At 63.4% G+C, this 20523-nt stretch carries 20 protein-coding genes; 11 read left to right on the top strand and 9 right to left on the bottom strand.

Annotation, left to right across the window (positions count from 1 at the left end; all coding sequences use genetic code 11):
• Nucleotides 1–49: 49 nt before the first annotated feature.
• The 5 genes from Q1A89_RS14670 to glmM all read left to right on the top strand — a co-directional run bounded on the left by Q1A89_RS14670 (nt 50) and on the right by glmM (nt 6782).
• Nucleotides 50–2620 carry a putative PEP-binding protein gene (locus tag Q1A89_RS14670; protein WP_299729711.1) on the top strand — a complete coding sequence of 857 codons (2571 nt, stop codon included), beginning with the start codon at nt 50–52 and terminating at the stop codon, nt 2618–2620.
• Between the two features lie 151 nt (nt 2621–2771).
• Entirely contained in the window at nt 2772–3413 is a 642-nt protein-coding gene (locus tag Q1A89_RS14665; RefSeq protein WP_299729708.1) for a cell wall hydrolase, read from the top strand.
• A gap of 107 nt (nt 3414–3520) precedes the next feature.
• A complete protein-coding gene (locus tag Q1A89_RS14660) occupies nt 3521–4447 on the top strand; it encodes a dihydroneopterin aldolase (RefSeq protein WP_299729705.1) in 927 nt (308 codons plus the stop codon).
• Nucleotides 4448–4450: 3 nt separating this feature from the next.
• Nucleotides 4451–5428: a dihydropteroate synthase gene (gene folP / locus Q1A89_RS14655; RefSeq protein ID WP_299729701.1), complete on the top strand. Its 978-nt coding sequence runs from the start codon at nt 4451–4453 to the stop codon at nt 5426–5428.
• A gap of 1 nt (nt 5429) precedes the next feature.
• Entirely contained in the window at nt 5430–6782 is a 1353-nt protein-coding gene (glmM, locus tag Q1A89_RS14650; RefSeq protein ID WP_299729699.1) for a phosphoglucosamine mutase, read from the top strand.
• A gap of 45 nt (nt 6783–6827) precedes the next feature.
• Here glmM and Q1A89_RS14645 read toward each other — a convergent pair whose 3' ends face one another.
• The 3 genes from Q1A89_RS14645 to Q1A89_RS14635 all read right to left on the bottom strand — a co-directional run bounded on the left by Q1A89_RS14645 (nt 6828) and on the right by Q1A89_RS14635 (nt 8533).
• Nucleotides 6828–7715 (bottom strand): DMT family transporter, encoded by an 888-nt coding sequence (locus tag Q1A89_RS14645; protein WP_299729696.1) that lies wholly within the window; start codon nt 7713–7715, stop codon nt 6828–6830.
• On the bottom strand, nt 7705–8052 hold the full coding sequence (locus Q1A89_RS14640; protein WP_299729693.1) for an antibiotic biosynthesis monooxygenase: 348 nt from the start codon (nt 8050–8052) through the stop codon (nt 7705–7707). The genes Q1A89_RS14645 and Q1A89_RS14640 overlap by 11 nt, the downstream gene beginning before the upstream one ends.
• A gap of 175 nt (nt 8053–8227) precedes the next feature.
• A complete protein-coding gene (locus Q1A89_RS14635; RefSeq protein ID WP_299729689.1) occupies nt 8228–8533 on the bottom strand; it encodes an NIPSNAP family protein in 306 nt (101 codons plus the stop codon).
• 75 nt (nt 8534–8608) lie between these two features.
• Here Q1A89_RS14635 and Q1A89_RS14630 point away from each other — a divergent pair, with 75 nt between their 5' ends.
• Entirely contained in the window at nt 8609–9289 is a 681-nt protein-coding gene (locus Q1A89_RS14630) for a winged helix-turn-helix domain-containing protein (protein WP_299729686.1), read from the top strand.
• Nucleotides 9290–9535: 246 nt separating this feature from the next.
• Here Q1A89_RS14630 and Q1A89_RS14625 read toward each other — a convergent pair whose 3' ends face one another.
• Entirely contained in the window at nt 9536–9949 is a 414-nt protein-coding gene (locus Q1A89_RS14625; protein ID WP_299729683.1) for a nuclear transport factor 2 family protein, read from the bottom strand.
• A 432-nt stretch (nt 9950–10381) separates the two neighbouring features.
• A complete protein-coding gene (gene ilvC / locus Q1A89_RS14620; RefSeq protein WP_299729680.1) occupies nt 10382–11404 on the bottom strand; it encodes a ketol-acid reductoisomerase in 1023 nt (340 codons plus the stop codon).
• Between the two features lie 134 nt (nt 11405–11538).
• On the opposite strand from ilvC, the gene Q1A89_RS14615 reads away from it, so the two are divergent.
• The 4 genes from Q1A89_RS14615 (at nt 11539) to Q1A89_RS14600 (ending at nt 14463) form a co-directional block, all read left to right on the top strand.
• Nucleotides 11539–11994 (top strand): Lrp/AsnC family transcriptional regulator, encoded by a 456-nt coding sequence (locus tag Q1A89_RS14615; protein ID WP_299729677.1) that lies wholly within the window; start codon nt 11539–11541, stop codon nt 11992–11994.
• Complete coding sequence (locus tag Q1A89_RS14610; protein ID WP_299729674.1) at nt 11991–12458, top strand: Lrp/AsnC family transcriptional regulator; 468 nt, start codon at nt 11991–11993, stop codon at nt 12456–12458. The genes Q1A89_RS14615 and Q1A89_RS14610 overlap by 4 nt, the downstream gene beginning before the upstream one ends.
• Nucleotides 12459–12513: 55 nt before the next feature.
• Nucleotides 12514–13251: a GGDEF domain-containing protein gene (locus Q1A89_RS14605; RefSeq protein WP_299729671.1), complete on the top strand. Its 738-nt coding sequence runs from the start codon at nt 12514–12516 to the stop codon at nt 13249–13251.
• An 84-nt stretch (nt 13252–13335) separates the two neighbouring features.
• Nucleotides 13336–14463: an aminotransferase class V-fold PLP-dependent enzyme gene (locus tag Q1A89_RS14600; RefSeq protein ID WP_299729668.1), complete on the top strand. Its 1128-nt coding sequence runs from the start codon at nt 13336–13338 to the stop codon at nt 14461–14463.
• Between the two features lie 57 nt (nt 14464–14520).
• Here Q1A89_RS14600 and Q1A89_RS14595 read toward each other — a convergent pair whose 3' ends face one another.
• Both Q1A89_RS14595 and Q1A89_RS14590 read right to left on the bottom strand, forming a co-directional pair.
• Nucleotides 14521–15741, bottom strand: a complete 1221-nt coding sequence (locus Q1A89_RS14595; protein ID WP_299729665.1) for a UbiH/UbiF family hydroxylase — start codon at nt 15739–15741, stop codon at nt 14521–14523.
• Nucleotides 15742–15803: 62 nt separating this feature from the next.
• Nucleotides 15804–16451 carry a pyrimidine 5'-nucleotidase gene (locus Q1A89_RS14590; RefSeq protein WP_299729662.1) on the bottom strand — a complete coding sequence of 216 codons (648 nt, stop codon included), beginning with the start codon at nt 16449–16451 and terminating at the stop codon, nt 15804–15806.
• Between the two features lie 108 nt (nt 16452–16559).
• Here Q1A89_RS14590 and Q1A89_RS14585 point away from each other — a divergent pair, with 108 nt between their 5' ends.
• Nucleotides 16560–17213 carry a GntR family transcriptional regulator gene (locus Q1A89_RS14585; protein WP_299729659.1) on the top strand — a complete coding sequence of 218 codons (654 nt, stop codon included), beginning with the start codon at nt 16560–16562 and terminating at the stop codon, nt 17211–17213.
• On the opposite strand, the gene Q1A89_RS14580 is transcribed toward Q1A89_RS14585, so the two are convergent.
• Together Q1A89_RS14580 and carA are read right to left on the bottom strand one after the other, a co-directional pair.
• On the bottom strand, nt 17198–19090 hold the full coding sequence (locus Q1A89_RS14580) for a glycosyltransferase family 2 protein (RefSeq protein ID WP_299729655.1): 1893 nt from the start codon (nt 19088–19090) through the stop codon (nt 17198–17200). The two genes, Q1A89_RS14585 and Q1A89_RS14580, sit on opposite strands and share 16 nt — an antisense overlap.
• Nucleotides 19091–19188: 98 nt before the next feature.
• Nucleotides 19189–20346 (bottom strand): glutamine-hydrolyzing carbamoyl-phosphate synthase small subunit, encoded by a 1158-nt coding sequence (gene carA / locus Q1A89_RS14575; RefSeq protein ID WP_299729652.1) that lies wholly within the window; start codon nt 20344–20346, stop codon nt 19189–19191.
• Nucleotides 20347–20523 lie beyond the last annotated feature (177 nt).

The following is a 20523-nucleotide window of genomic DNA, read 5'->3' as shown; positions in this document are numbered from 1 at the left end:
CCGCAGGCGCATGCACATCAGCCCTCTTGTCACATAAGCGTTAAACTCTATGCTGCGCGCGAAGAGGAACGCCGCAGTGCAGAATAACCCGAACACAACCCTCGTCACACCCGACGCGCCCATCGCCACCGAAACCCATGGGGGACGGGCGAAATGCCTGCAAAGACTGGCGCGGCTGGAGCTGCCGGTTCCGACCACGGTGGCGCTGTCCTTTGACGCGGTGCACCGGATTGCGAGCGGCCATCTGCCCGATATCGACGCCATCCTGCGCCAGTTCCCGCAAGACGCGCTGCTCTGCGTGCGGCCCTCGTCCGAAGACCCCGACTGGGGCGGCCCTTCCGCCATTCTGAATATCGGCACCAACGATGCGCGCTACGAGGTGCTCTGTGGCACGCTGGGACCGGATGCGGCGGCGGCCATCTTCACCCGCTTTGTGCAAAGCTATGCGATCCATGTCGACCGGCTGGACCCGGACATGTTCGACGAGATCACGGGCGAGGGACCTGCCGCGCTTGCCGAAGTCCTCAGCGCCTATGAGGGCGAGACCGAAATGCCCTTTCCCGCCACCCGGGCCGAACAACTGGCCGGGGTGCTCAAATCCATGGCCCGCGCGTGGGAGGGCACGTCAGCCCGCCTGCTGCGACAGGCCAAGGGCGCGCCGCTCGATGCAGGGCTCGGCCTTGTCATCCAGCAGATGGCCTTTGGCGTGGGGCAGGGCGAAAGCGGGTCGGGCGTGCTGCAACTGGTCTCGTCCAAGACCGGCATGCCGCAGATCACCGGGCGTTATCTGCGCCAGTCGCAGGGGCGCGACGCGCTGGCACAGGATGCCGACAGTCTTTACATCTGCCGCGACCCGCGCGGCCCCTCGCTGGAAGATACCGTGCCAGACTGCTTTGCCCAGCTCGTTGATCACGCCAAGCTGATGCGCGCCAAGCTGCGCGAGGAAATGCAGCTGGAATTCGCTGTGGAAAACGGACAATTGCGCATTCTGGACGGGGTGCGAGTGGCCCGATCGTCCCGCGCGACGGTGCGCATCGCCGTACAACTGGCCCGCGACGGCATCATCCCGCGCCAGGAGGCGCTGATGCGGATCGAGCCCAATGCGCTCAATGAATTGCTACACCGCCAGATCGACCGCCATGCCAAGCGGGACCTGCTGGGCAGCGGCATTGCCGCCAGCCCCGGCGCGGCCACCGGCAAGCTGGTCTTTTCCGCCGCCGAAGCGCAGGCCAGTGCCGCGCGGGACGAGGATTGCATCCTTGTGCGCCGCGAAACCTCGCCCGAGGACATCCGTGGCATGCACGCGGCCAAGGCCGTCATCACCGAACGCGGCGGCATCACCAGCCACGCCGCGGTGATCGGGCGCGGCATCGGTCTGCCATGCGTCGTGGGGGTCTGCGACATCCGCTTTCAGACCCAAAAGGGACAACTGCTCACCAAGGACGGGCGCGTGATCCCTGCGGGAGAGGTCGTCACCGTGGACGGCACCAACGGCACCATTCTGCTGGGCGCCCCGGCCATGCAGGAGGCGTCTCTCGATGACGCCTTTCAGGACCTGATGGACTGGGCCGACGAGATGCGCGACATCGACATCCGCGCCAATGCCGACACCCCTGCTGACGCCCAGACCGCGCGCAACTTTGCCGCCCAGGGCATCGGTCTGTGCCGGACCGAGCACATGTTTTTCGATCCCGGCCGCCTCACCGTCATGCGCGAGATGATTTTTGCCGAGACCAGCGATGACCGCCGCGCCGTGCTCGAACGGCTCTTGCCGATGCAGCGCGCGGATTTCATTCAGCTGTTCAACATCATGCAGGGCCAGCCGGTCTGCATCCGCCTGTTTGACCCGCCCTTGCACGAATTCCTGCCCACCGACCGCAACGGCCAGCGCGAACTGGCCGAGGCGCTTGATCTGCCTCTGTCCGTGGTGACCCGACGGATCGAGGCGATGATGGAATACAATCCCATGCTGGGTCTGCGTGGCGTGCGCCTTGGGGTGACGATGCCTGAAATCTACGAAATGCAGGCCCGCGCCATTTTCGAGGCCACGATTGAGGCCAGCCGCGACGGCGACCCGGTTGTGCCCGAGATCATGATCCCGCTGGTCAGCGCCAAGCGTGAAGTCGAACTGGTGAAAACCAATGTCGACGGGATCGCGGCAGCCGTGGCGACCGAAAAAGGGGCCGAGTTCACCTACCGCCTTGGTGTGATGGTCGAAACGCCCCGCGCCGCCTTGCGCGCCGGAGACATCGCCCAGCATTGCAGCTTTCTCAGCTTTGGGACCAATGACCTGACGCAAATGACCTATGGGCTCAGCCGTGATGATGCAGGCCGGTTCATGTCCGACTACGTGCGTCAGGAGGTCTTTGTCGAAGATCCGTTCCATACGCTCGACATTGATGGCGTGGGCGAATTGCTCAAACTCGGGTCAGAACGGGGGCGGGCGGCACGCCCCGACATCACCCTTTCGATCTGCGGCGAGCATGGCGGCAACCCCGAATCAATTGCATTCTGTCGTGCGGCGGGTTTTGACTATGTGTCCTGTTCGTCCTTCCGCGTGCCCGTGGCCCGCCTTGCCGCGGCACAATTGGCCATCTCCAGTCAGATAACCAAGTCTTAACAATTGGTTAACCGCCCGCTGGTTCGTCTGAGACGCCCAATGCGCGCCTGAGTGCAAGGCACCATCCCGCTTGCTGCAGTGCAGAAAACTGGACGTACGCGTTTTTTTTGTCTAGACGGCGCTTTGATCTAAAGATCCTGGGGGTCATTACATGCGTTTTACATTCAAGCCCGCCGCCACGCTGGCGGCAATTTTTGCTTTGGCGACAAGCCTGTCTGCCGAAGCACCAAGCCATGATGCAAGCAGCGCCGTGCGCAAGGCCGAAGCCCGCGGGCTCAGCACTGTGCCAACGTCGCGCTTTACCGGTCTGCTGACCGCGCCCGAAGGCGTCACCGAAGTGTCGTTCTCGCGCAGCTGGCTGGACACGCAGCCGACCCCGAGCGGCAATGCCAATTGGGCCTGCCTGACAGAGGCCCTGTACTTCGAGGCCCGCGGCGAGACCCTGAAGGGTCAGTTTGCCGTGGCCGAGGTGATCATGAACCGGGTCAAAAGCTCGCGCTTTCCCGACAATATCTGTGCCGTGATCAATCAGGGCACCGGGCGCAAATACCAGTGCCAGTTCACCTATACCTGCGATGGCAACCCCGACACGATCCGCGAAAAGGGCGCCTATCGCAATGTTGGCAAAGTGGCCCGCGCCGTGATGGATGGCCGCGCGCCCGCGCTGACAAGTGGTGCCACGCACTATCACACCACCGCTGTGCGCCCCAAATGGTCGCGTGTGTACAGCAAGACGGCTGCCATCGGTGTGCACGTCTTTTACCGCCACACATACCGGACGGCCACGAACTAGGCTCCCGTGTGACGCTTTCAGGTGCGGGGGCGGCGCGTTTGCCCCTGTCCATGCCATAAGGCGGGCGCTAGAACGGCCACGCTGATCCTTTTGCAAAGGCGCCTTACATGGCCTCTGAAATCCGCCTCGCCTTCTCTCATCCGTCTGAACGGTCCGAGGCCACGGCCACCGGTGCACCGCTGGATCGCATTTCGGTGCGCGATCACATCGTGGATGTTGAAATCGGCGCCTTTCAGGCTGAACGCGGCGTCACGCAGCGCATTTGCTGCAATGTGGTGGTCGAAGTCCGCCCGCTGACCGGGCCCATCGACGATGATGTCGACCGCATCCTCAGCTATGACAAGGTGACTGAGGCGATTGCCTATGAGTTGTCGGACGAACGTCTGAACCTGCTTGAAACCCTCGCCGAACGGGTGGCCGACCGTATTCTGCTGGAACCCCAGGCGATGCGTGTCTTTGTCCGCATCGAAAAGCTGGATCGCGGCCCTGGCGCGCTGGGGGTCGAGATTGTGCGCAGTCGCGGCACGGTGCACCCGGTCACGGCGCAGACAGATGGCGACGTGCTGCACCCCGAACTGGTGTACCTGTCCAACGCAGCCATTGCGGCACCGCATCTTGGCGCATGGATCGACCAGCTTGAGGCCATGGGCCGCCCGCTGATCTTTTGCGTCGGCCCCTCGGATAACGCCGCACCCGCCGCGAGCCACCCATTGGCGCAACGCCGCATCGACCTGCTCGCGATTGAGCAGAACGCATGGGTGCTGGCCGCCCGCGATGCCCGCTGCAAGGTGGTCGAGACCCGCACCGAGCTTGATTGGGCCATGCGCAACGGCCAGATCTGCGTCTGGGCACCCTCCAAGATCGTGCTGGATGCGGTCGATGGCCCCTCTGCCAAGGGTGCGGATGCGGTGGCGCTCGCCTCTTGGTTTGCTGCCACGTTTGAGGCGCGCGAGATGCTGGTGATCGGGGATGATGCGCCCGCAGATACGTCCGTCGCTTTGCGCGTGATCGCCGCCACCCAGGCCGCAATCTAAGCGATGCGTTACCTCAGACCGCTTATGCAGGTGGGCCCAATGATGCCGCCGGAGGCCGTGCGCGTGGGCTGGTGCTGGTTCACCCATGTCGAGGTGCTGTCCCGCCAGGATGCCCCGCAGGTAATCCCGGCCAGTGAATTAAGCGACGGCGAACGGGCCCGCTTTGTCAGCCACGGCGATGCCCCGCACCTCATGGGTATCCTCAACACCACGCCGGACAGTTTTTCCGATGGGGGCGCCTTTGACACGCTGGAGGCGGGGATCGCCCATGGCCAGACGCTGGTCGCGGCAGGGGCGGATATCCTTGATATCGGGGGCGAATCCACGCGCCCCGGCGCTGAACTTGTGCCTGCCGAGACTGAAATTGCGCGCACAGCACCGGTGATCGCAGGCCTGCGCGCCGCCGGGATAAACACACCAATCTCGATTGACACGCGCAAGACTGACGTCGCCGTTGCAGCGCTCGATGCAGGGGCCAGCATCGTCAACGACGTCTCGGGATTTACCTTTGATGCGGACCTCGCACCCCTCTGTGCCGCGCGCGGCGTACCGGTCTGCGTGATGCATGCGCAAGGTGAGCCGCAGACCATGCAGGCCAATCCCACTTATGACGACGTGCTGCTGGACGTCTATGACGCGCTGGCCGCGCGGATCGAAGGTCTTGTGGCCACCGGCATCCCACGTAGCGAGATCACCGCCGATCCGGGCATCGGCTTTGGCAAAACGCTTGACCATAACCTCGCCATCCTCAACCGGATCAGCCTGTTTCATGGGCTGGGCGTGCCGATCCTGCTGGGGGCATCGCGCAAACGGTTTATCGGCACGATCGGCAACGCACCGGAGGCCCGCGACCGCGCGCCCGGCTCCATCGCCGTGGCGCTGGCCGCCATCGCCCAGGGCGTGCAGATCATCCGGGCTCATGACGTCGCCGAACACGCGCAGGCCATTGCGCTGTGGCGCGCTGCTGTGGCACATCCCTGACATGAGCAAACTTTTCGGTACAGACGGCGTGCGCGGCACCGCCAATACATCCCCCATGACTGCGGAAATGGCACTGCGCATCGGGGCCGCCGTTGGGCGGTATTTCCGCCGCGATGGGGATTCCGTTCACCGCGTCGTCATCGGCAAGGACACGCGCCTGTCGGGCTATATGTTTGAAAACGCACTGACCGCGGGGCTGACCAGTACAGGCATGAACGTGCTGCTGTTGGGGCCTGTGCCGACACCGGCTGTGGGGCTGCTCACACGCTCGATGCGGGCGGACCTTGGCGTGATGATCTCGGCCAGTCACAACCCGGCTGCGGACAACGGGATCAAGTTCTTCGGCCCCGATGGCTATAAATTGTCGGACGCCGCCGAGGCCGAGATCGAGGCGCTCGTCGCCTCGGGGGTTGAGCCGGTCGCTGCCACCGATATCGGACGGGCCAAGCGGATCGATGATGGCCGGTTCCGCTATGTCGAGCGGGTGAAATCTTCCTTCCCGCGCCAGATGCGGCTGGACGGGCTCAAGGTGGTGGTGGACTGCGCCAATGGGGCCGCCTACCGCGTCGCGCCCGAGGCCCTGTGGGAATTGGGGGCGACCGTGATCCCCGTGGGCACCGCGCCAAACGGGTACAATATCAATGACGGATGTGGGTCGATGCACCCGCAGACCGCGGCCGAGGCCGTGGTGGCGCACGGTGCGGATGTGGGCATTTGCCTCGATGGCGACGCGGACCGCGTGATCTTGCTGGACGAAGAGGGGCGCGTGGGCGACGGGGATCAGTTCATGGGGCTGATGGCCGCACGCTGGGCCGCCGAAGGTCGCCTGAAGGGCGGCGCGCTGGTCGCCACTGTCATGTCCAATCTCGGGCTCGAACGGTTTTTGCAAGGCAAGGGTGTGGGCCTTGAACGCACCGCCGTTGGGGACCGCTATGTGGTTGAACGCATGCGCTCAGGCGGGTTCAACCTGGGCGGAGAGCAGTCGGGCCATATCGTGATGACGGATTACGCCACCACGGGCGACGGGCTGATGGCTGCGCTGCAGTTTCTCGCGGCAATGATCGAGACGGGCAACCCCGCAAGCGAGGTCATGCATGTGTTCGACCCGGTGCCGCAACTGCTCAAGAACGTCCGCTATGCATCCGGGCAGACGCCGCTCGACATTCCTTCGGTTCAGGCCGCAATTGCCGAGGCCGAAGCGCGCCTTGACGGCAACGGGCGGTTGCTGATCCGCAAGTCTGGGACCGAGCCGCTGATCCGCGTGATGGCGGAAAGCGAAGACGAAGGCATCCTGAACCAAAGCGTCGATCAGGTGGTCGCCGCCGTTCAAGACGCGGTCGGGACAACGCCGTAGGGCGGGGTTTCACCCCGCCGCCCGGAACAAGCGGCGCAGCGCCCCTTACTGGCTGAGGCCAACGCCGATCAGGATCAGCACCATCGCCAAAAGCAGGCTGGCGGGCAGCGGCTCGCTCAGGATCAACGCGCCCATCAACACCGACCACACCGGCACCTGATAATTCGTCAGTGACATGAACACAGGCCCCGCGCTGCGGATCACCATGACCCGCAACAGGTTGGCCGCCGCCGTCGGCACAAGGCCGAGAAAGCCGATGACCAGCAAGGTCTTGGTGTTGGGGAGGGGCGGCAACCCTTCGTTGATCAGCGCGAGCGGCACGGTGATTGCCGCAGCGATCAGCAACAGAATGGTGGACAGCCCAATGGGATCAATCGTGGGAAGACGACGCATCATCACCGAGCTGATCCCATAACAGCAGGCGGCCGAAACGCAGGCAATCCGCCCCGCTGTTTCAAGTGTGGCGCCTGAGCTTTCAAAGGCCTGCCCGCCGATCAGTACGCAAACCCCGACAAATCCGATTCCGAACCCGAGCGATCTGCGCCATGTCAGCCGCTCGCCCGGCACTAGGAAATGGGCCAGCGGCAGCACGATCAGCGCGACGGACGCCATCGACACGCCCGCAAAGCCACCGGTCACATATTGCTGACCCCAGGCGAGCAGCATGAAGGGGATGGCGGTGCTGAACCCGCCAATGGCCAGAACGGCGACCTTGGTGGCGGAAGATGGGGGTGCTGCAAACAGCGCCTGACCTCGCCATTGCCAGATCGGCACCATCACCGCCGTGGCAAAGACGATGCGGTATGCGGCGAGCCAGAAAGGCGTGATTCCCTCCAGCGCCACCTCGGTCACCAGAAAGGTGGCCCCCCATGTCAGGCCCAGCGTTGCGACCATGGCCCAGCTGACCCAGGTGATGTTGGGGCTATCGGTCATGTAAGGCTTTGCTGTCGGCGGGGGCCTGATCCCGTTCGGTCATGCCGTAATCCCGCATGACCCCGGCCACGCGCAGGCGGTAATCGGCAAAGTGGATGTCGCGCCCCGACGATTGGGCCGCGCGGTGCTCGGGCAGGCGGCGCCAGTGTTCCAGCGCCGCCTCGTCCTCCCAGAAGGAGAGGGAGAGCAGCTTGCCCGGCTCCATCAGCGACTCGAACCGCTCGACCGAGATAAAGCCGGGGATGTCGGCGAGGTGGTGTTTGAGGGCGGCGGCACGCTCCATATAGGCGGCGCGGTGGCCGTCCTTGGGCCAGACTTCGAAGATGACGGCGATCATGTTTGCCTTCCTTTGGATTTGGGGTGTCTTGGCGGATCGAGGCGGGGTTGTCCACCGGTGTCCCATGCAGGGACATCCGCCGAGGCACTAGATATCAATGGGTTACAGAGGTGAATTTACCAATCGTTAGGATTTGGTGGCGCGTTGTGGGGGCATGGTGGGGTGAATCCCCACCCTACCGATGCACGGATTTCAGCCATGTGCGGTCCTCCTTGAGGATGAATTTTTTGGACTGGGCAAGGGCGTAATTCTCGCGTCCCAAGGGATCATCGGCGAGGCGCGCGCGGTAGGCCTCGTAGGCGGCAAGGCTTTCGATGTGATAGATGCCGTATGCCAGGGTCGAGGACCCTTCGTGCGGGGCGAAATAGCCCACAAGGTCGGCGCCGCAGCGCGGAATGGCCTCGCCCCAGCGCGCGCCATATTCGGCAAAGGCGGCGCGCTGGGTCGGATCGATCTGGTATTGGATGATGCAGGTCAGCATGGGGTCTCTCTCCGTTTTGGTATGGGTCCGGGATAGCGTATTGCGTGACGTGAATGCTTCGGTTACGGTCGAACTATGAAAGAAGGCCCAGATATCTCTCAGGTGGCCGCGCTGATCGGCGATCCGGCGCGGGCCAATATCCTGACGGCCCTCATGGACGGGCGGGCGTTGACGGCGTCTGAACTCGCAGGTGAGGCCGGGGTGGGGCTGTCTACGGCCAGCGGGCATTTGTCAAAACTGACCGACGGACAGCTGATCCGCCCACGCAAACAGGGGCGACACAAGTATTTTCAGCTGGCCGATGATGATGTGGCGGGCGTGCTTGAGGCGCTGATGGGGCTGGCGGCGCGGCGTGGAGCCACACGGGTGCGTACCGGGCCGCGCGATGCGCAGATGCAGCAGGCGCGGGTCTGTTACAACCACCTTGCAGGGCGCATGGGGGTGCAGATGTACCGTGCGCTGCTGGCGCGTGGCGCACTGGCGGAGCAGGACGACGAGGTGTCGCTGACGGATACGGGTGTTGTTTTTGCCACCGGGTTTGGCATCGACATCGCCGCGTTAAGAGACGCGCGCGCGCCGCTGTGCCGGTCCTGTCTGGACTGGAGCGAGCGGCGCAATCACCTTGCTGGCAGCCTTGGACGCGCCATGCTGGCGCGTATGGAGGAGACGGGCTGGATCCGGCGCGTCCCGGGGCATCGAGTGATCCGGGTGACGGCCAGGGGGGAGCGGGGGTTTAACGAGGTTTTTGGGGGGTGATGGGCAGATTGCCCATCCTACGCAAAGCGGTGGATGGGGGTTGGCGAAGGGCGGGAGTGAGCCCACTGTGACCGTTGTTGCGGCCGATACGAATGTCTGATTACTTTTTTCAAGCTCGAACCGTGCCACACCCAAACTGAGTTTTTCTAGGGCTTCGTGGCGCAGGATAACGCATTCACTTCAGTGAATGTCATGGGTGCGGCTGAAGCTGCGGTCTTTGGGGCATCTTCGGAAAGAGATGCGCGCTTAGATTGTCGATCCATCTTTATCATTCCAGCCGCATTCGCCAGCCATTCCAACACTGAGCTGCCAACGCCCTTCCTCCAGCACACAAATGTAAAGGGCGTCGATTGCGGCAATTTCCGACCCATCAGATTTCAGGCGTCGCAGGTTCCTGAGTTCGGCCAATGCAGCATAATCGTTGCACATAGTGACGACGACTTCCTCAATCTCGGTGTGGTCGAAACCTTCAGCTTCGAGCGTGAAAAACTGCTGCCGCAGCTTCGAAACAAGCGCGTCCTTGTCCGGAATGTGAAGATTGCCGCTTGGAACGATGTAAGTGGCAGGCTCAGAGAAGAGCGATGCCATCTTTTCAAAGTCGCGAGCGTTCCACGCAAGGAGGTACGTTTCAATGAGGTCAGCGATTTCTTCCTTAGCCAAGGCGACCTCCCGAATTCCGAACATCTGAGTAATACCCGATTTTGACCAAGTACGTACGAGAAACCGCCGTTCAGCGGAAAGATTGTTCCGTCCGCTTCGTCCCGCAGAGCCGACTTTGTATGCGTTTTAGAATTCCAAACCTGTCCTGACCCTGGCTCAACGTGAGCCGGGCCAGCGACAGCCCGTGGGATGGCGAGCCGACTTGGCCGCTGGTGCGCTTTATGGCTGCCAAGTTCATCTTGCCGATCAGCTGTTTGCGAAGGGTGTCATATCGCCATCCCGCCGGGACGGGCTGGCAATGGCCCGGCGCCTGCGGCTTGACTCCGGGCGGAGGAGTACGTTGTTCGAACGGCTGCTTCGTCCGCAAATCGGACACCGAATCAAAAAGGAGCGCTCTTGCGGGCGCTCCTTTTCTTTGTTCAGAAGGTGGACTCAGTTCTTGGCCTTGTCGACCATCTTGCCTGCGGAAATCCATGGCATCATGGCGCGCAGTTTTTCACCTGTTTCTTCGATCTGGTGGGCGTCGTTGATGCGGCGTGTGCCTTTGAAGAAAGGCTGGCCGACCTGGTTTTCACCCATGAAGTCACGCACGAATTTGCCGGTCTGGATGTCGGTCAGGATGTCCTTCATCCGCGCCTTGGTTTCGTCATAGGGCAACACGCGTGGGCCAGAGACATATTCGCCGTACTCGGCTGTGTTCGAGATCGAGTAGTTCATGTTGGCGATGCCGCCTTCGTAGATCAGGTCGACGATCAGCTTCACTTCGTGCAGGCACTCGAAATAGGCCATCTCAGGGGCGTAGCCCGCCTCGACCAGAGTCTCGAACCCCATGCGGATCAGCTCGACCAGACCACCACAAAGCACGGCCTGTTCGCCGAAGAGGTCGGTTTCGCATTCTTCGCGGAAGTTCGTCTCGATGATACCCGAACGGCCACCGCCGATGGCGGAGCAGTAGGACAGCCCGATTTCCAGCGCGCGGCCGCTCGCGTCGTTGTCGACCGCCACGAGGCAGGGCACGCCGCCGCCTTTGACATATTCGCCGCGCACGGTGTGGCCGGGGCCCTTGGGCGCCATCATCACAACGTCCACGCCCGCTTTGGGTTCGATCAGGCCGAAGTGCACGTTCAGGCCGTGGGCGAAGGCAATTGCTGCCCCTTCACGAATGTTTTCATGCACGTATTTCTTGTAGGTTTCGGCCTGCAGTTCGTCGGGCATGGTGAACATGATCAGGTCGGCCCAGGCTGCTGCTTCGGCGATGCCCATGGTCTTCAGGCCTTCGCCTTCGGCCTTGGCGATCGATGCCGAGCCTTCGCGCAGGGCGACGACGACGTTCTTGGCGCCGGAATCGCGCAGGTTCAGCGCGTGGGCGTGGCCCTGGGAGCCATAGCCGAGAATGGCCACGTTCATGTCCTTGATCAGGTTGATGTCGCAATCGCGGTCGTAATACACGCGCATGTCTGGGTCCTTTCGGGTTGATGTGCTGGGGGCGTTATACGGGCGGAGGTGAGGGGCGTCAGCGTTGGTATTTGAGTTTATTTTGCCAAGTGAAGGGTGGATCATGCGTAGTTTTACAGATATGCGGTGAAATCATGCTTGATGATCTCGACGGCCGTATCCTGCGTCAATGGCAGGCCGATCCCAGCCTCGCCCCGGCGGAACTGGCCGCGCGTGCCCGTGTGAGCGTGGGCCAGCTGGCCCGTCGTCAGGCGCGGTTGCGCGCGGCGGGGGTGGTCAAGGGGGTGGCTGCGGTCATTGATTGGGCGGCGCTGGGATATGCGGTTGAAGTGTCCCTGCGCGTGACGCTCGACAAGACGCAGGGCAATGCCTTTGACGATTTTATTGTTGAGGCCCGCAATGTGCCGGAAGTCATTGAAATCCAGACCTTTCTGGGCCGTGTGGATGTCCGCCTGTCGGTGATTGCCCGCGATATGTCTCATTATCAGCATCTCTATCGCAGCCGCATCCTGACCTTGCCGCATATTGCCGATATCGAGGCGCTGATGCATGTGGCGCGCATCAAGAGCGATCCGGCGCTGCCGCTGTGAGTGCGCTGGATGATATCGATTTTGCGATCCTGCGCCTGCTGGCGGAGGATGCGGGGCAGGGGGCGGGGGCCATCGGTCGCGCCTGCGGTCTGTCCCAGCCTGCCGCGTGGCGCCGCATCAAGCGGCTGCGCGATGCAGGGATCGTGCGCGGTCAGCGTCTGGTTCTGGATGCCGAGGCGTTGGGGTTTGGGGTCACCGTGTTTTTGGGGGTGAAGCTCGCCACCAAGGGTCGCGTGAGCCTTGAGGATTTCGAGCGGGCCGTGGGCGCAATCCCCGAAGTGCAGACGGTCGAGCATGTGCTGGGTCTGTATGACTACCGCCTGCGGGTTGTGGCGCGCGATCTGCCGGATTTTGAACGGGTCCTGCGCCGCCGCATCATGACGCTGCCGGGTGCGGGCGAGGTCGAGGCAAATGTGCTGCTGAGCGAGGAACGCAGGCCGGGCCCGCTGGGCCGTTGTCGTTAACACTTTGGTGTTGCCCTTGCGTTAGGTATACGCAGGCAGAGCAGGGGGAGGCACGTTGAAAATCGAAAGCAAATGGGATGTCGTCCTGTTTTCACTGGTGGTGACCGTCACCAGTATGGTTTGTGCCGTGACCCTCAACTATCTGATCTTTCCCGCCGAATACCTGTCGCGCACGGTGCCCGGCACGATGGTGATCGTCACGCTGGTGACGATACCGACCTGCCTGTTTGTGGGTTCGAAAATCCGCGAGAATGTACACCTGTCACAAGAGCTGCGCCGTCTGGTCGAGCGTGACAGGCTGACGGATGTGGCCACCCGCGATTTCTTCTTTAACCGCATGGCCAAAGTGCCTGATGCCTACGGCATTTCACTGATGGTCGATATCGACTTTTTCAAGCGGGTCAATGACACCTACGGGCATCTGACCGGTGACCGGGTGATCACGCATGTGGCGTCGCTGCTGCGCGGGGCGGTTCGGCCCGGTGATATCGTCTGCCGCTTTGGCGGCGAAGAATTTGTGGTCTTTCTGGCCGATGCGGATCACACCGGCGGGGCGGCCATGGCCGAACGGCTGCGCGCGCTGGTCGCCGAGAGCCCGATTGACGAGGCTGGCACAACGCTGAGCGTGACGGTGTCCATCGGCGGCTCGCTCAAAGAAGCGACCGATCATATCGAAACCGCGATCCAGCGCGCAGATGATGCGCTCTATCGGGCCAAAAACGGGGGGCGCAATCAGGTGCATATGCACCCCATCGGAAACCCGCGCCCGGTGGCTGTGGGCGAAACCAGCTGAACCCTGCCGTGGTATACTCAAGTAGACTTTGCCGTCCCCTGCCTGCTCCGCTATGTGTATCTGGAATGAGGAGAGGAGGGGCCGATGCCCGCATTGCTCGACACCGTGGACCCACAGGGCCTCGAAGAATTCTCGGTCGTTTTCACCGACCGCTCGCTCAACCATATGAGTGCTGCGTTTCAGGGGGTGATGAACGACATCTCGTCCATGCTGAAAGAGGTCTATGCCGCTGACGCAGTGGTGGTTGTGCCCGGTGGCGGCACCTTCGGGATGGAGGCGGTGGCCCGCCAGTTCGGACGCGGTGCGGACGTTTTGGTCGTGCGCAACGGGTGGTTTTCCTATCGCTGGTCGCAAATCTTTGAGTTGGGCGACCTCACCGCCGCGACCACCGTGTTGAAGGCCCGCCAGACCGGCAATGCCAGCCCGTCCCCCTTTGCTCCGGCCCCGATCGAAGAGGTGGTGGACACGATCCGCACCCAGAAACCCGGTGTGGTCTTTGCCCCGCATGTGGAAACCAGCGCCGGTGTGATCCTGCCGGATGAGTATGTGGCCGCCATGGCCGAGGCCGCCCACGAGGTTGGTGCGCTCATGGTGCTGGATTGCATTGCGTCGGGCTGTGCCTGGATCGATATGCGCGCCCTTGGCGTCGATGTGCTGATCTCTGCCCCGCAAAAGGGCTGGAGTGCCTCGCCCTGTGCGGGTCTTGTGATGCTGTCGGATCGTGCCGTGGCGCGGATGGAAGAGACCACGTCGGACAGTTTCGCAATTGATCTCAAGAAATGGCACCAGATCATGATGGCCTATGAGAATGGCGGTCACGCCTATCACGCCACGATGCCCACGGATGCCTTGCGCGACTTCCGCGACACGATGAAAGAAACGCAAGAGTACGGCTTTGACAAGCTCAAGGCGGCGCAATGGGAGCTGGGCAATGCGGTGCGCGCGATGATGGCCGAAAAGGGCATCACCTCGGTCGCGGCCGATGGGTTCGGCGCGCCGGGTGTGGTGGTCAGCTATACCGCTGATCCCGACATCCAGACCGGCAAACGCTTTGCCGCGCAAGGCATGCAGATTGCCGCCGGTGTGCCGCTGCAATGCGATGAGCCTGCAGATTTCCGCACCTTTCGCATCGGGTTGTTCGGGCTCGACAAGCTCTATGATGTGGACGCGACCGTGGCCCGGTTGGCGCGGGTGGTTGATCAGGTTTTGTAAGGGTTTTCGGGGGTTTGCCGGGCTGAAGCCTGGCCTGCGCCCTGACCTTCGCCCGGCCTATGCGCCGCCTGAAGAGCTGCGGGTTCCGAGGCCGAGTTGCATGAGGGTTTTGCGCACGGGTCCAACCTCGTGCAGCGCTTTGAGCCCGAAGGCGCGCGCGTCGCGGGCCCATGGGGCGGTGGCCTGACTGGCGCGGTTGAGCAGGTCGATCCCCGTCACCCGCAGGCGAATATCCCCAAATCGGGCCTTGTGATAGGCGGTGAGCATTTCGCCGTCCCCCAGACCTTCGGGGCGTTTTTGCGCCAACTCCAGCAGCGTGGCGGTGTCAGCCAGACTCATGTTCAGCCCCTGTGCACCGATGGGGGGCACCACATGCGCGGCCTCTGCGATCAGGGCCAGGCGAGTGGCCGACAGGCGTTCGGCGTATTGGCTGATGATCGGCCAGATCGAGCGGCGCGAGGCCAGAGTCAGAGGCCCGAGGATCTGGCAACTGCGCGCCGTCATTTCGGCCTCGAAATCGGGCACATCCAGATTCATCCGCGCCATGCTGACCGCCCCGTCATCCATCCAGACAACGGCGGAGGACGGCATCCCTTCGTGATCGGGCAGCGGCACAAGGGTGAAAGGCCCGCCGGTCTGGTGCACTTCGGTCGAGACGTTTTCGTGCGGGATCGGGTGGGTGACGGCAAAGGCGAGCGCCTTTTGCCCATAGCGCCGCGTGGTCACGCCGATGCCCGCCGCAGTGCGCATGGGCGAGCCGCGCCCATCGGCGGCAATCACCAGCCGGGCCGAGATGCGGCTGCCATCGCTCAGGCCCACGCGCGCCTCGGCGGTGCGCCCAAGCAGGCTGCGCGTGCCAACGCCGGGGCGAAAGTCGACGGTGTCGAGGGCGGCGAGCCGCGCCACCATTTCGCGCCGCAGCCGCCAGTTTGGAAGGTTCCAGCCAAAGGGCAGATCGGAGACATCGCTGGCGCGGAACGCTTTGACCTCGCGCGCGGACCCATCCGTGCCGCCCGCATCGACGATCTGCATGACCTCTAGGGCGGTGGCATGGGGCTCAAACGCGGCCCAGAGCCCGGCCTGTTCCAGCAGGTCTCGGGCCGGTTGCAGCATGGCCGTGGTGCGCATGTCCGACCCTTCGGCCTCGCGCTCGGTCACCGGCGGGGCTGGGTCGACGCAGATCACGTGGAACCCGGCCGTGCCAAAGGCGGCCGCGGCGGTCAGCCCGGCAATGCCGCCGCCGGAAATCAGGATGTCGCACTGGGTGATGTCGCTCATGACGGGCCTCCGTTGCCCCAGATGTATGCCATCCGCGGGCGGGGCCAAGGTGGCATCCTGTCCTACCCCACCAGCCGGGCCAGAAAATCGCTCAGATCATCGGTATGATGGTGGATGTGGTCCTGTGGAGCGGGGTCGGGGGCCACATGCACCGTCTTCATCCCCATCGCATGCGGGGCGGCGAGGTTGCGCGCCTCGTCTTCGAACATCGCACCCACGTGCGGGTCCAGCGCGTCGCGGGCAAAGACCTGATCAAACGCGCTTTTTTCCGGCTTGGGCCGGTACCCTGCATGTTCGACCCCGTAGACGGCGTCAAACAGACCCGAGAGGCCCCGCGCGGCCAGAACCCGCTCGGCATACGGGGCCGAGCCGTTGGTGTAGACGATGCGCCGCCCCGGCAGGGCGCGGATGCGGGCGGCCAGAGCGGGATCGGGGGTGAGCGCGTCAAAGGAGATGTCATGCACGTCCACGAGGTAGGGGTCGGGATCAATGTCATGCTCGCGCATCAGCCCGGCCAGCGTGGTGCCGTGGGTGCGCCAGTAGTGCACGCGCAGCCGGTCCGCCTCGGCCCGGTCGACGCCAAGGGCGGTCATCACGTAAGCCACCATGCGCGCCTCGATCTGGTCGAACAGGCGGACGGACGGGTGATAGAGCGTGTTGTCGAGGTCAAAGACCCAGGCCCGCACATGGGCAAAATCGGCAGCTGGCATGGGCCGAGCATTAGGCGCGATCAGGCGCGCGCGCAACCGCAATAGGGTTGCGCAGGCCGTGGGCTGGGCCCTAGTGTGAAGCAAATCAACGACTTGTCAGGCCTTTTCATGCCCTCAGCGCGCGCGTCCAGCACCGATGCCTATTCCCTGATCCTCGAAGCGATTGACATCGGCACCTATCGCCCCGGCGACCGGCTGGTGGAAAGCGAGCTGGCCGAACGGTTCGGCGTGTCGCGCACGCCTGTGCGCGAGGCGTTGCAGCGGCTTGAAACCCAATCGCTGCTGGCGCGCGACGGGCGCAGCCTGATTGTCGCCTCGCTGGATCACAACCAGATGTCCGAGCTCTACGTGGTGCGCCGCGAGCTGGAAGGGCTGGCCGCATCCCTTGCCGCGCGCCATGCCACATCAGAAGAGGTCCGCATCCTGCGCGGGATGGTCGAGGACGACAATGCGTTGATTGGGGACCCCGCCGCGCTGGCCCGCGCCAACCGGCGCTTTCACAAGCAAATCCATCTGGCCTCGCACAACCGCTATCTGGTGCAGCAACTGGATCTGGTGCATCGCACCATGGCGCTGATGGCGACCACCTCGCTTGCCGCCGTGGGCCGCACCGAAATCGCCCAGAGCGAGCATGACAAGATCGTCGCCGCGATCGAGGCCAAGGACGAGGCGGGCGCGGGGGCGGCCTTGCGCGAACATATCTCGGTCGCCTTCATGACCCGCCTGAAACAGGACGCCGATGCCCGTCAGGACGAGGGCTGAGTGTCTTCGCTTTGGCCATGGCCGTGCTGGGTCTTGTCCCAATAGAACGGCTTGGCCACCAACTCGTAAAGCGCCTTGTAACTGGCGAGCGAGCCCAGCGGAAAATAGAACACCAGCGTCGGCACCCATTTGAGAAGGTGGCGGTGGTTGCGATCCGACACCGCCAGCAGGCCGATGGTGATGTTGAGCAGTTCTGTTGCGATAAAGAACACCGCCAGCATCCAGAAGATGCCCGCCCCCAGCGTGTTCATCACCGGATGGGGCAGGCCGAAGATGGGCAGCCAAAAGCTCCAGAGCAGCGGCAGCGAGGCAAATTGCGCCACGGTGGCCATAAACATCGCCTGAACGCCAAGAAACCGCATCCAGCCGAGATCGCGCAGCAGTGCGCGGGGCCGCCGCATGTGGACGAAATAGGTGATCAGGTAGCCTTTGATCCAGCGCGAGCGTTGCTTGACCCAGGGCCAGGCCCGGCAATTGGCCTCTTCGTATGTGGCGGTGGGGATGAGTTCGGTGGTGTAGCCGCGCCGCGCCAGCCGCAGGCCCAGATCGGCATCCTCGGTCACATTGTGGGCATCCCAGCCGCCCAATTCGTCCAGGATCGAGCGGCGGAAAAACAGCGTGGTCCCGCCCAGCGGCAGGACCAGTCCAAGGCGCGAGACACCGGGCAGCACCAGCCGCCACCAACTGGCATATTCGATGGTAAAACAACGTGATAGCCAGTTCTGGCGCGGGTTGTAGTAGTCCAGAATACCCTGCAGACAGGCCACGTTCGGGGCGGCATCTTCGAAATGGGCGGCGACCTTTTCCAGTTGGTCGGTCTCGGGCGCATCTTCGGCGTCCCAGACCCCGATGATGTCGCCGTTGCAGAAATCGAGCGCATAATTCAGCGCGCGGGGTTTGGTGGTGATGGTGCCGTCATCCGGCACCTCGATCACCCGCATCCAACTGGGCAGATCGGTGCGCGCAAGCGTGGCGCGGGTAACCGCATCCTTGGCTTCGAGCACAAGAACAACGTCAAGCAAGGCCTTGGGATAGCTGAGTTTTGAAAGGCGCTGGATCAGCGCCTCGGCGATCCGTTCCTCGTTGAACAAGGGCACCATCACCGAAATGCGCGCCATCCGTGGCCCTTGCACGCGCGGCAATGGCTGCACATCCGCAGGCACCCGGTGGGTGATTTGTGCGGCGAGGGCAAGGGCCTTGAGCGTGGTTGTCATCGCCAATGTCACAACCGCAAAGCCGATCAGCAGCGTGAACGCCCAGGCGGGGAATGCAACGGCCAGCCCAAGGGCCAGAGCGATCAGCACCCCGGCCTGCACCCGCCCCGTCATCGCGCCAAGACACCACGTGCGGCAACTGTGTTCTTTGGACAGGCGGGTGACGGCGTGCCGGGCGAGATAACCCTGAAACAGGCGGCTGGTCTGGGTGATGATCTGATCCTGATCGGCGATCACAGGCAACAGCATCGGCGCGCCATCAGGCAGGGCGGCGGCAAGGTCCTTTAGCTGGTCAGGCCGGGTGGTGGCAATCAGCAGCGTCCGCCCGATCCAGCGCCACGGCACCACGCCAAAACGCTGGCACAGATGGGCGGGCAGGGCGCGCGCCATCCCCGGGCTTGGCGGGTCAATCGACAAATCGACCCGGTCGGTATCATGCTGGATGGCAAGGGCAGAGAGCACATCCTCGCGCGCCACATGCCCTTCGGCCACGAGGATTTCGCCGATGGGTGCATCGATGCGGCGCTGGATGGCCAGCGCGTGCAGCAATGTGGTCTGGGTGATCAATCCATCGTTGACCAGTTGCCGCCCCACCGGCAGGGCGGGTCGATCGTGCCGCGCAACAGGGCGTGGCGCGGACAAACGCAGTAAGGGATCACTCATGGTGGGGTCCGAACCTCTGGGTCGGGCCCACTGTGCGCACGCATGGTTAATGATGCGTTAAATCTGACGCAGATCTGGTCAGGTTGACCGGATTTGTGTCAGGCCCGCTGTGCCTCCATCGCGGCAGCGAACCGTTCGAACAGATAATAGCTGTCTTGCGGGCCGGGGCTGGCCTCGGGGTGGTATTGCACCGAATAGACCGGCTTGCCGCTGACGCGGATGCCGCAGTTCGATCCGTCAAAGAGCGACGTGTGGGTTTCCTCGACCCCGTCGGGCAGGCTTTGGGCGTCCACGGCAAAGCCATGGTTCATCGAGGTGATCTCGACCTTGCCGGTTTCGAGGTCCTTGACCGGGTGGTTGGCACCGTGATGGCCGTGGTTCATCTTGATCGTCTTGGCCCCAAGGGCCAGCGCCAGCATCTGGTGGCCCAAACAGATGCCAAAGACGGGCAAATCGTGGGTCAGCACGTCGCGGATCATCGGCACGGCATATGCGCCCGTGGCTGCCGGATCGCCGGGGCCGTTGGACAGGAACACGCCGTCGGGATTGTGGGCCATCACCTCTTCGGCGGTGGCGGTCGCGGGCAGGACGGTTACATCGCATCCCGCGCTTGCCAGACAGCGCAGGATGTTGCGCTTGGCGCCGTAGTCGATGGCGACAACCTTGTATTTGGGATCGGTCTGGGGCGCATAGCCTTCCGGCCACGCCCACCGCATCTCGTTCCAGCGGTAGGATTGGGCGCAGGTGACATCCCGCGCCAGATCCATGCCCTCAAGCCCGGCAAAGCCGCGCGCGGCGGCGACCAGCGCGTCGGTGTCGAAATTGCCGTCCGGGTCATGGGCGAGTGCGACATGGGGCGCACCGGCCTGCCGGATGGCGCGGGTCAGGCGGCGGGTGTCGACGCCGCCGATGGCAATGCGCCCGCGTGCGGCCAGCCAGCCTGACAGCCCTTCGACCGCGCGCCAGTTCGACGGCGCGGTCGGCATCCACTTGACTACCATGCCGCTTGCGACCGGATCGCCCGTCTCGTCATCTTCGGGGGTGACGCCGGTGTTGCCGATATGCGGGAAGGTGAATGTGACGACCTGACCTGCATAGGACGGGTCGGTCATGATTTCCTGGTAGCCGGTCATGGCGGTGTTGAAACACAGCTCTGCGACGACCTCGCCAGTGGCGCCGAACCCGACCCCGTAAAACAGCGTCCCATCGGCCAGGGCAAGGCAAGCAGTCGGCGCGGTGGAGGCAGTCGTGTTCATGGGGTAACCTTTGGCAGCAAGGAGGCAAATCAGGGCAAAAGCGGCAAATTGCGCGGAAACTAATGGCAGGGCCGGGTCGGGTCAAGCCGGATTAGAATTTTGGACTATTGAGCGTTTTCAACATGTTACGTGGCGTCGCATCGCTTGCGGCATTGTCCGACTTGGCCTATGACTAAG

Source organism: uncultured Tateyamaria sp. (genome assembly GCF_947503045.1).
Lineage (GTDB): Bacteria > Pseudomonadota > Alphaproteobacteria > Rhodobacterales > Rhodobacteraceae > Tateyamaria.
The sequence above is the reverse complement of the archived record's forward strand: the minus strand, read 5'-3'. Positions and strand labels throughout refer to the sequence as shown.

Coding starts and splice junctions, on each gene's coding strand:
- Q1A89_RS14670 (WP_299729711.1), top strand. CDS start 50: ATGCTGCGCGCGAAGAGGAACGCCGCAGTGCAGAATAACCCGAACACA.
- Q1A89_RS14665 (WP_299729708.1), top strand. CDS start 2,772: ATGCGTTTTACATTCAAGCCCGCCGCCACGCTGGCGGCAATTTTTGCT.
- Q1A89_RS14660 (WP_299729705.1), top strand. CDS start 3,521: ATGGCCTCTGAAATCCGCCTCGCCTTCTCTCATCCGTCTGAACGGTCC.
- folP (WP_299729701.1), top strand. CDS start 4,451: ATGCGTTACCTCAGACCGCTTATGCAGGTGGGCCCAATGATGCCGCCG.
- glmM (WP_299729699.1), top strand. CDS start 5,430: ATGAGCAAACTTTTCGGTACAGACGGCGTGCGCGGCACCGCCAATACA.
- Q1A89_RS14645 (WP_299729696.1), bottom strand. CDS start 7,715: ATGACCGATAGCCCCAACATCACCTGGGTCAGCTGGGCCATGGTCGCA.
- Q1A89_RS14640 (WP_299729693.1), bottom strand. CDS start 8,052: ATGATCGCCGTCATCTTCGAAGTCTGGCCCAAGGACGGCCACCGCGCC.
- Q1A89_RS14635 (WP_299729689.1), bottom strand. CDS start 8,533: ATGCTGACCTGCATCATCCAATACCAGATCGATCCGACCCAGCGCGCC.
- Q1A89_RS14630 (WP_299729686.1), top strand. CDS start 8,609: ATGAAAGAAGGCCCAGATATCTCTCAGGTGGCCGCGCTGATCGGCGAT.
- ilvC (WP_299729680.1), bottom strand. CDS start 11,404: ATGCGCGTGTATTACGACCGCGATTGCGACATCAACCTGATCAAGGAC.
- Q1A89_RS14615 (WP_299729677.1), top strand. CDS start 11,539: ATGCTTGATGATCTCGACGGCCGTATCCTGCGTCAATGGCAGGCCGAT.
- Q1A89_RS14600 (WP_299729668.1), top strand. CDS start 13,336: ATGCCCGCATTGCTCGACACCGTGGACCCACAGGGCCTCGAAGAATTC.
- Q1A89_RS14595 (WP_299729665.1), bottom strand. CDS start 15,741: ATGAGCGACATCACCCAGTGCGACATCCTGATTTCCGGCGGCGGCATT.
- Q1A89_RS14590 (WP_299729662.1), bottom strand. CDS start 16,451: ATGCCAGCTGCCGATTTTGCCCATGTGCGGGCCTGGGTCTTTGACCTC.
- Q1A89_RS14585 (WP_299729659.1), top strand. CDS start 16,560: ATGCCCTCAGCGCGCGCGTCCAGCACCGATGCCTATTCCCTGATCCTC.
- Q1A89_RS14580 (WP_299729655.1), bottom strand. CDS start 19,090: ATGAGTGATCCCTTACTGCGTTTGTCCGCGCCACGCCCTGTTGCGCGG.
- carA (WP_299729652.1), bottom strand. CDS start 20,346: ATGAACACGACTGCCTCCACCGCGCCGACTGCTTGCCTTGCCCTGGCC.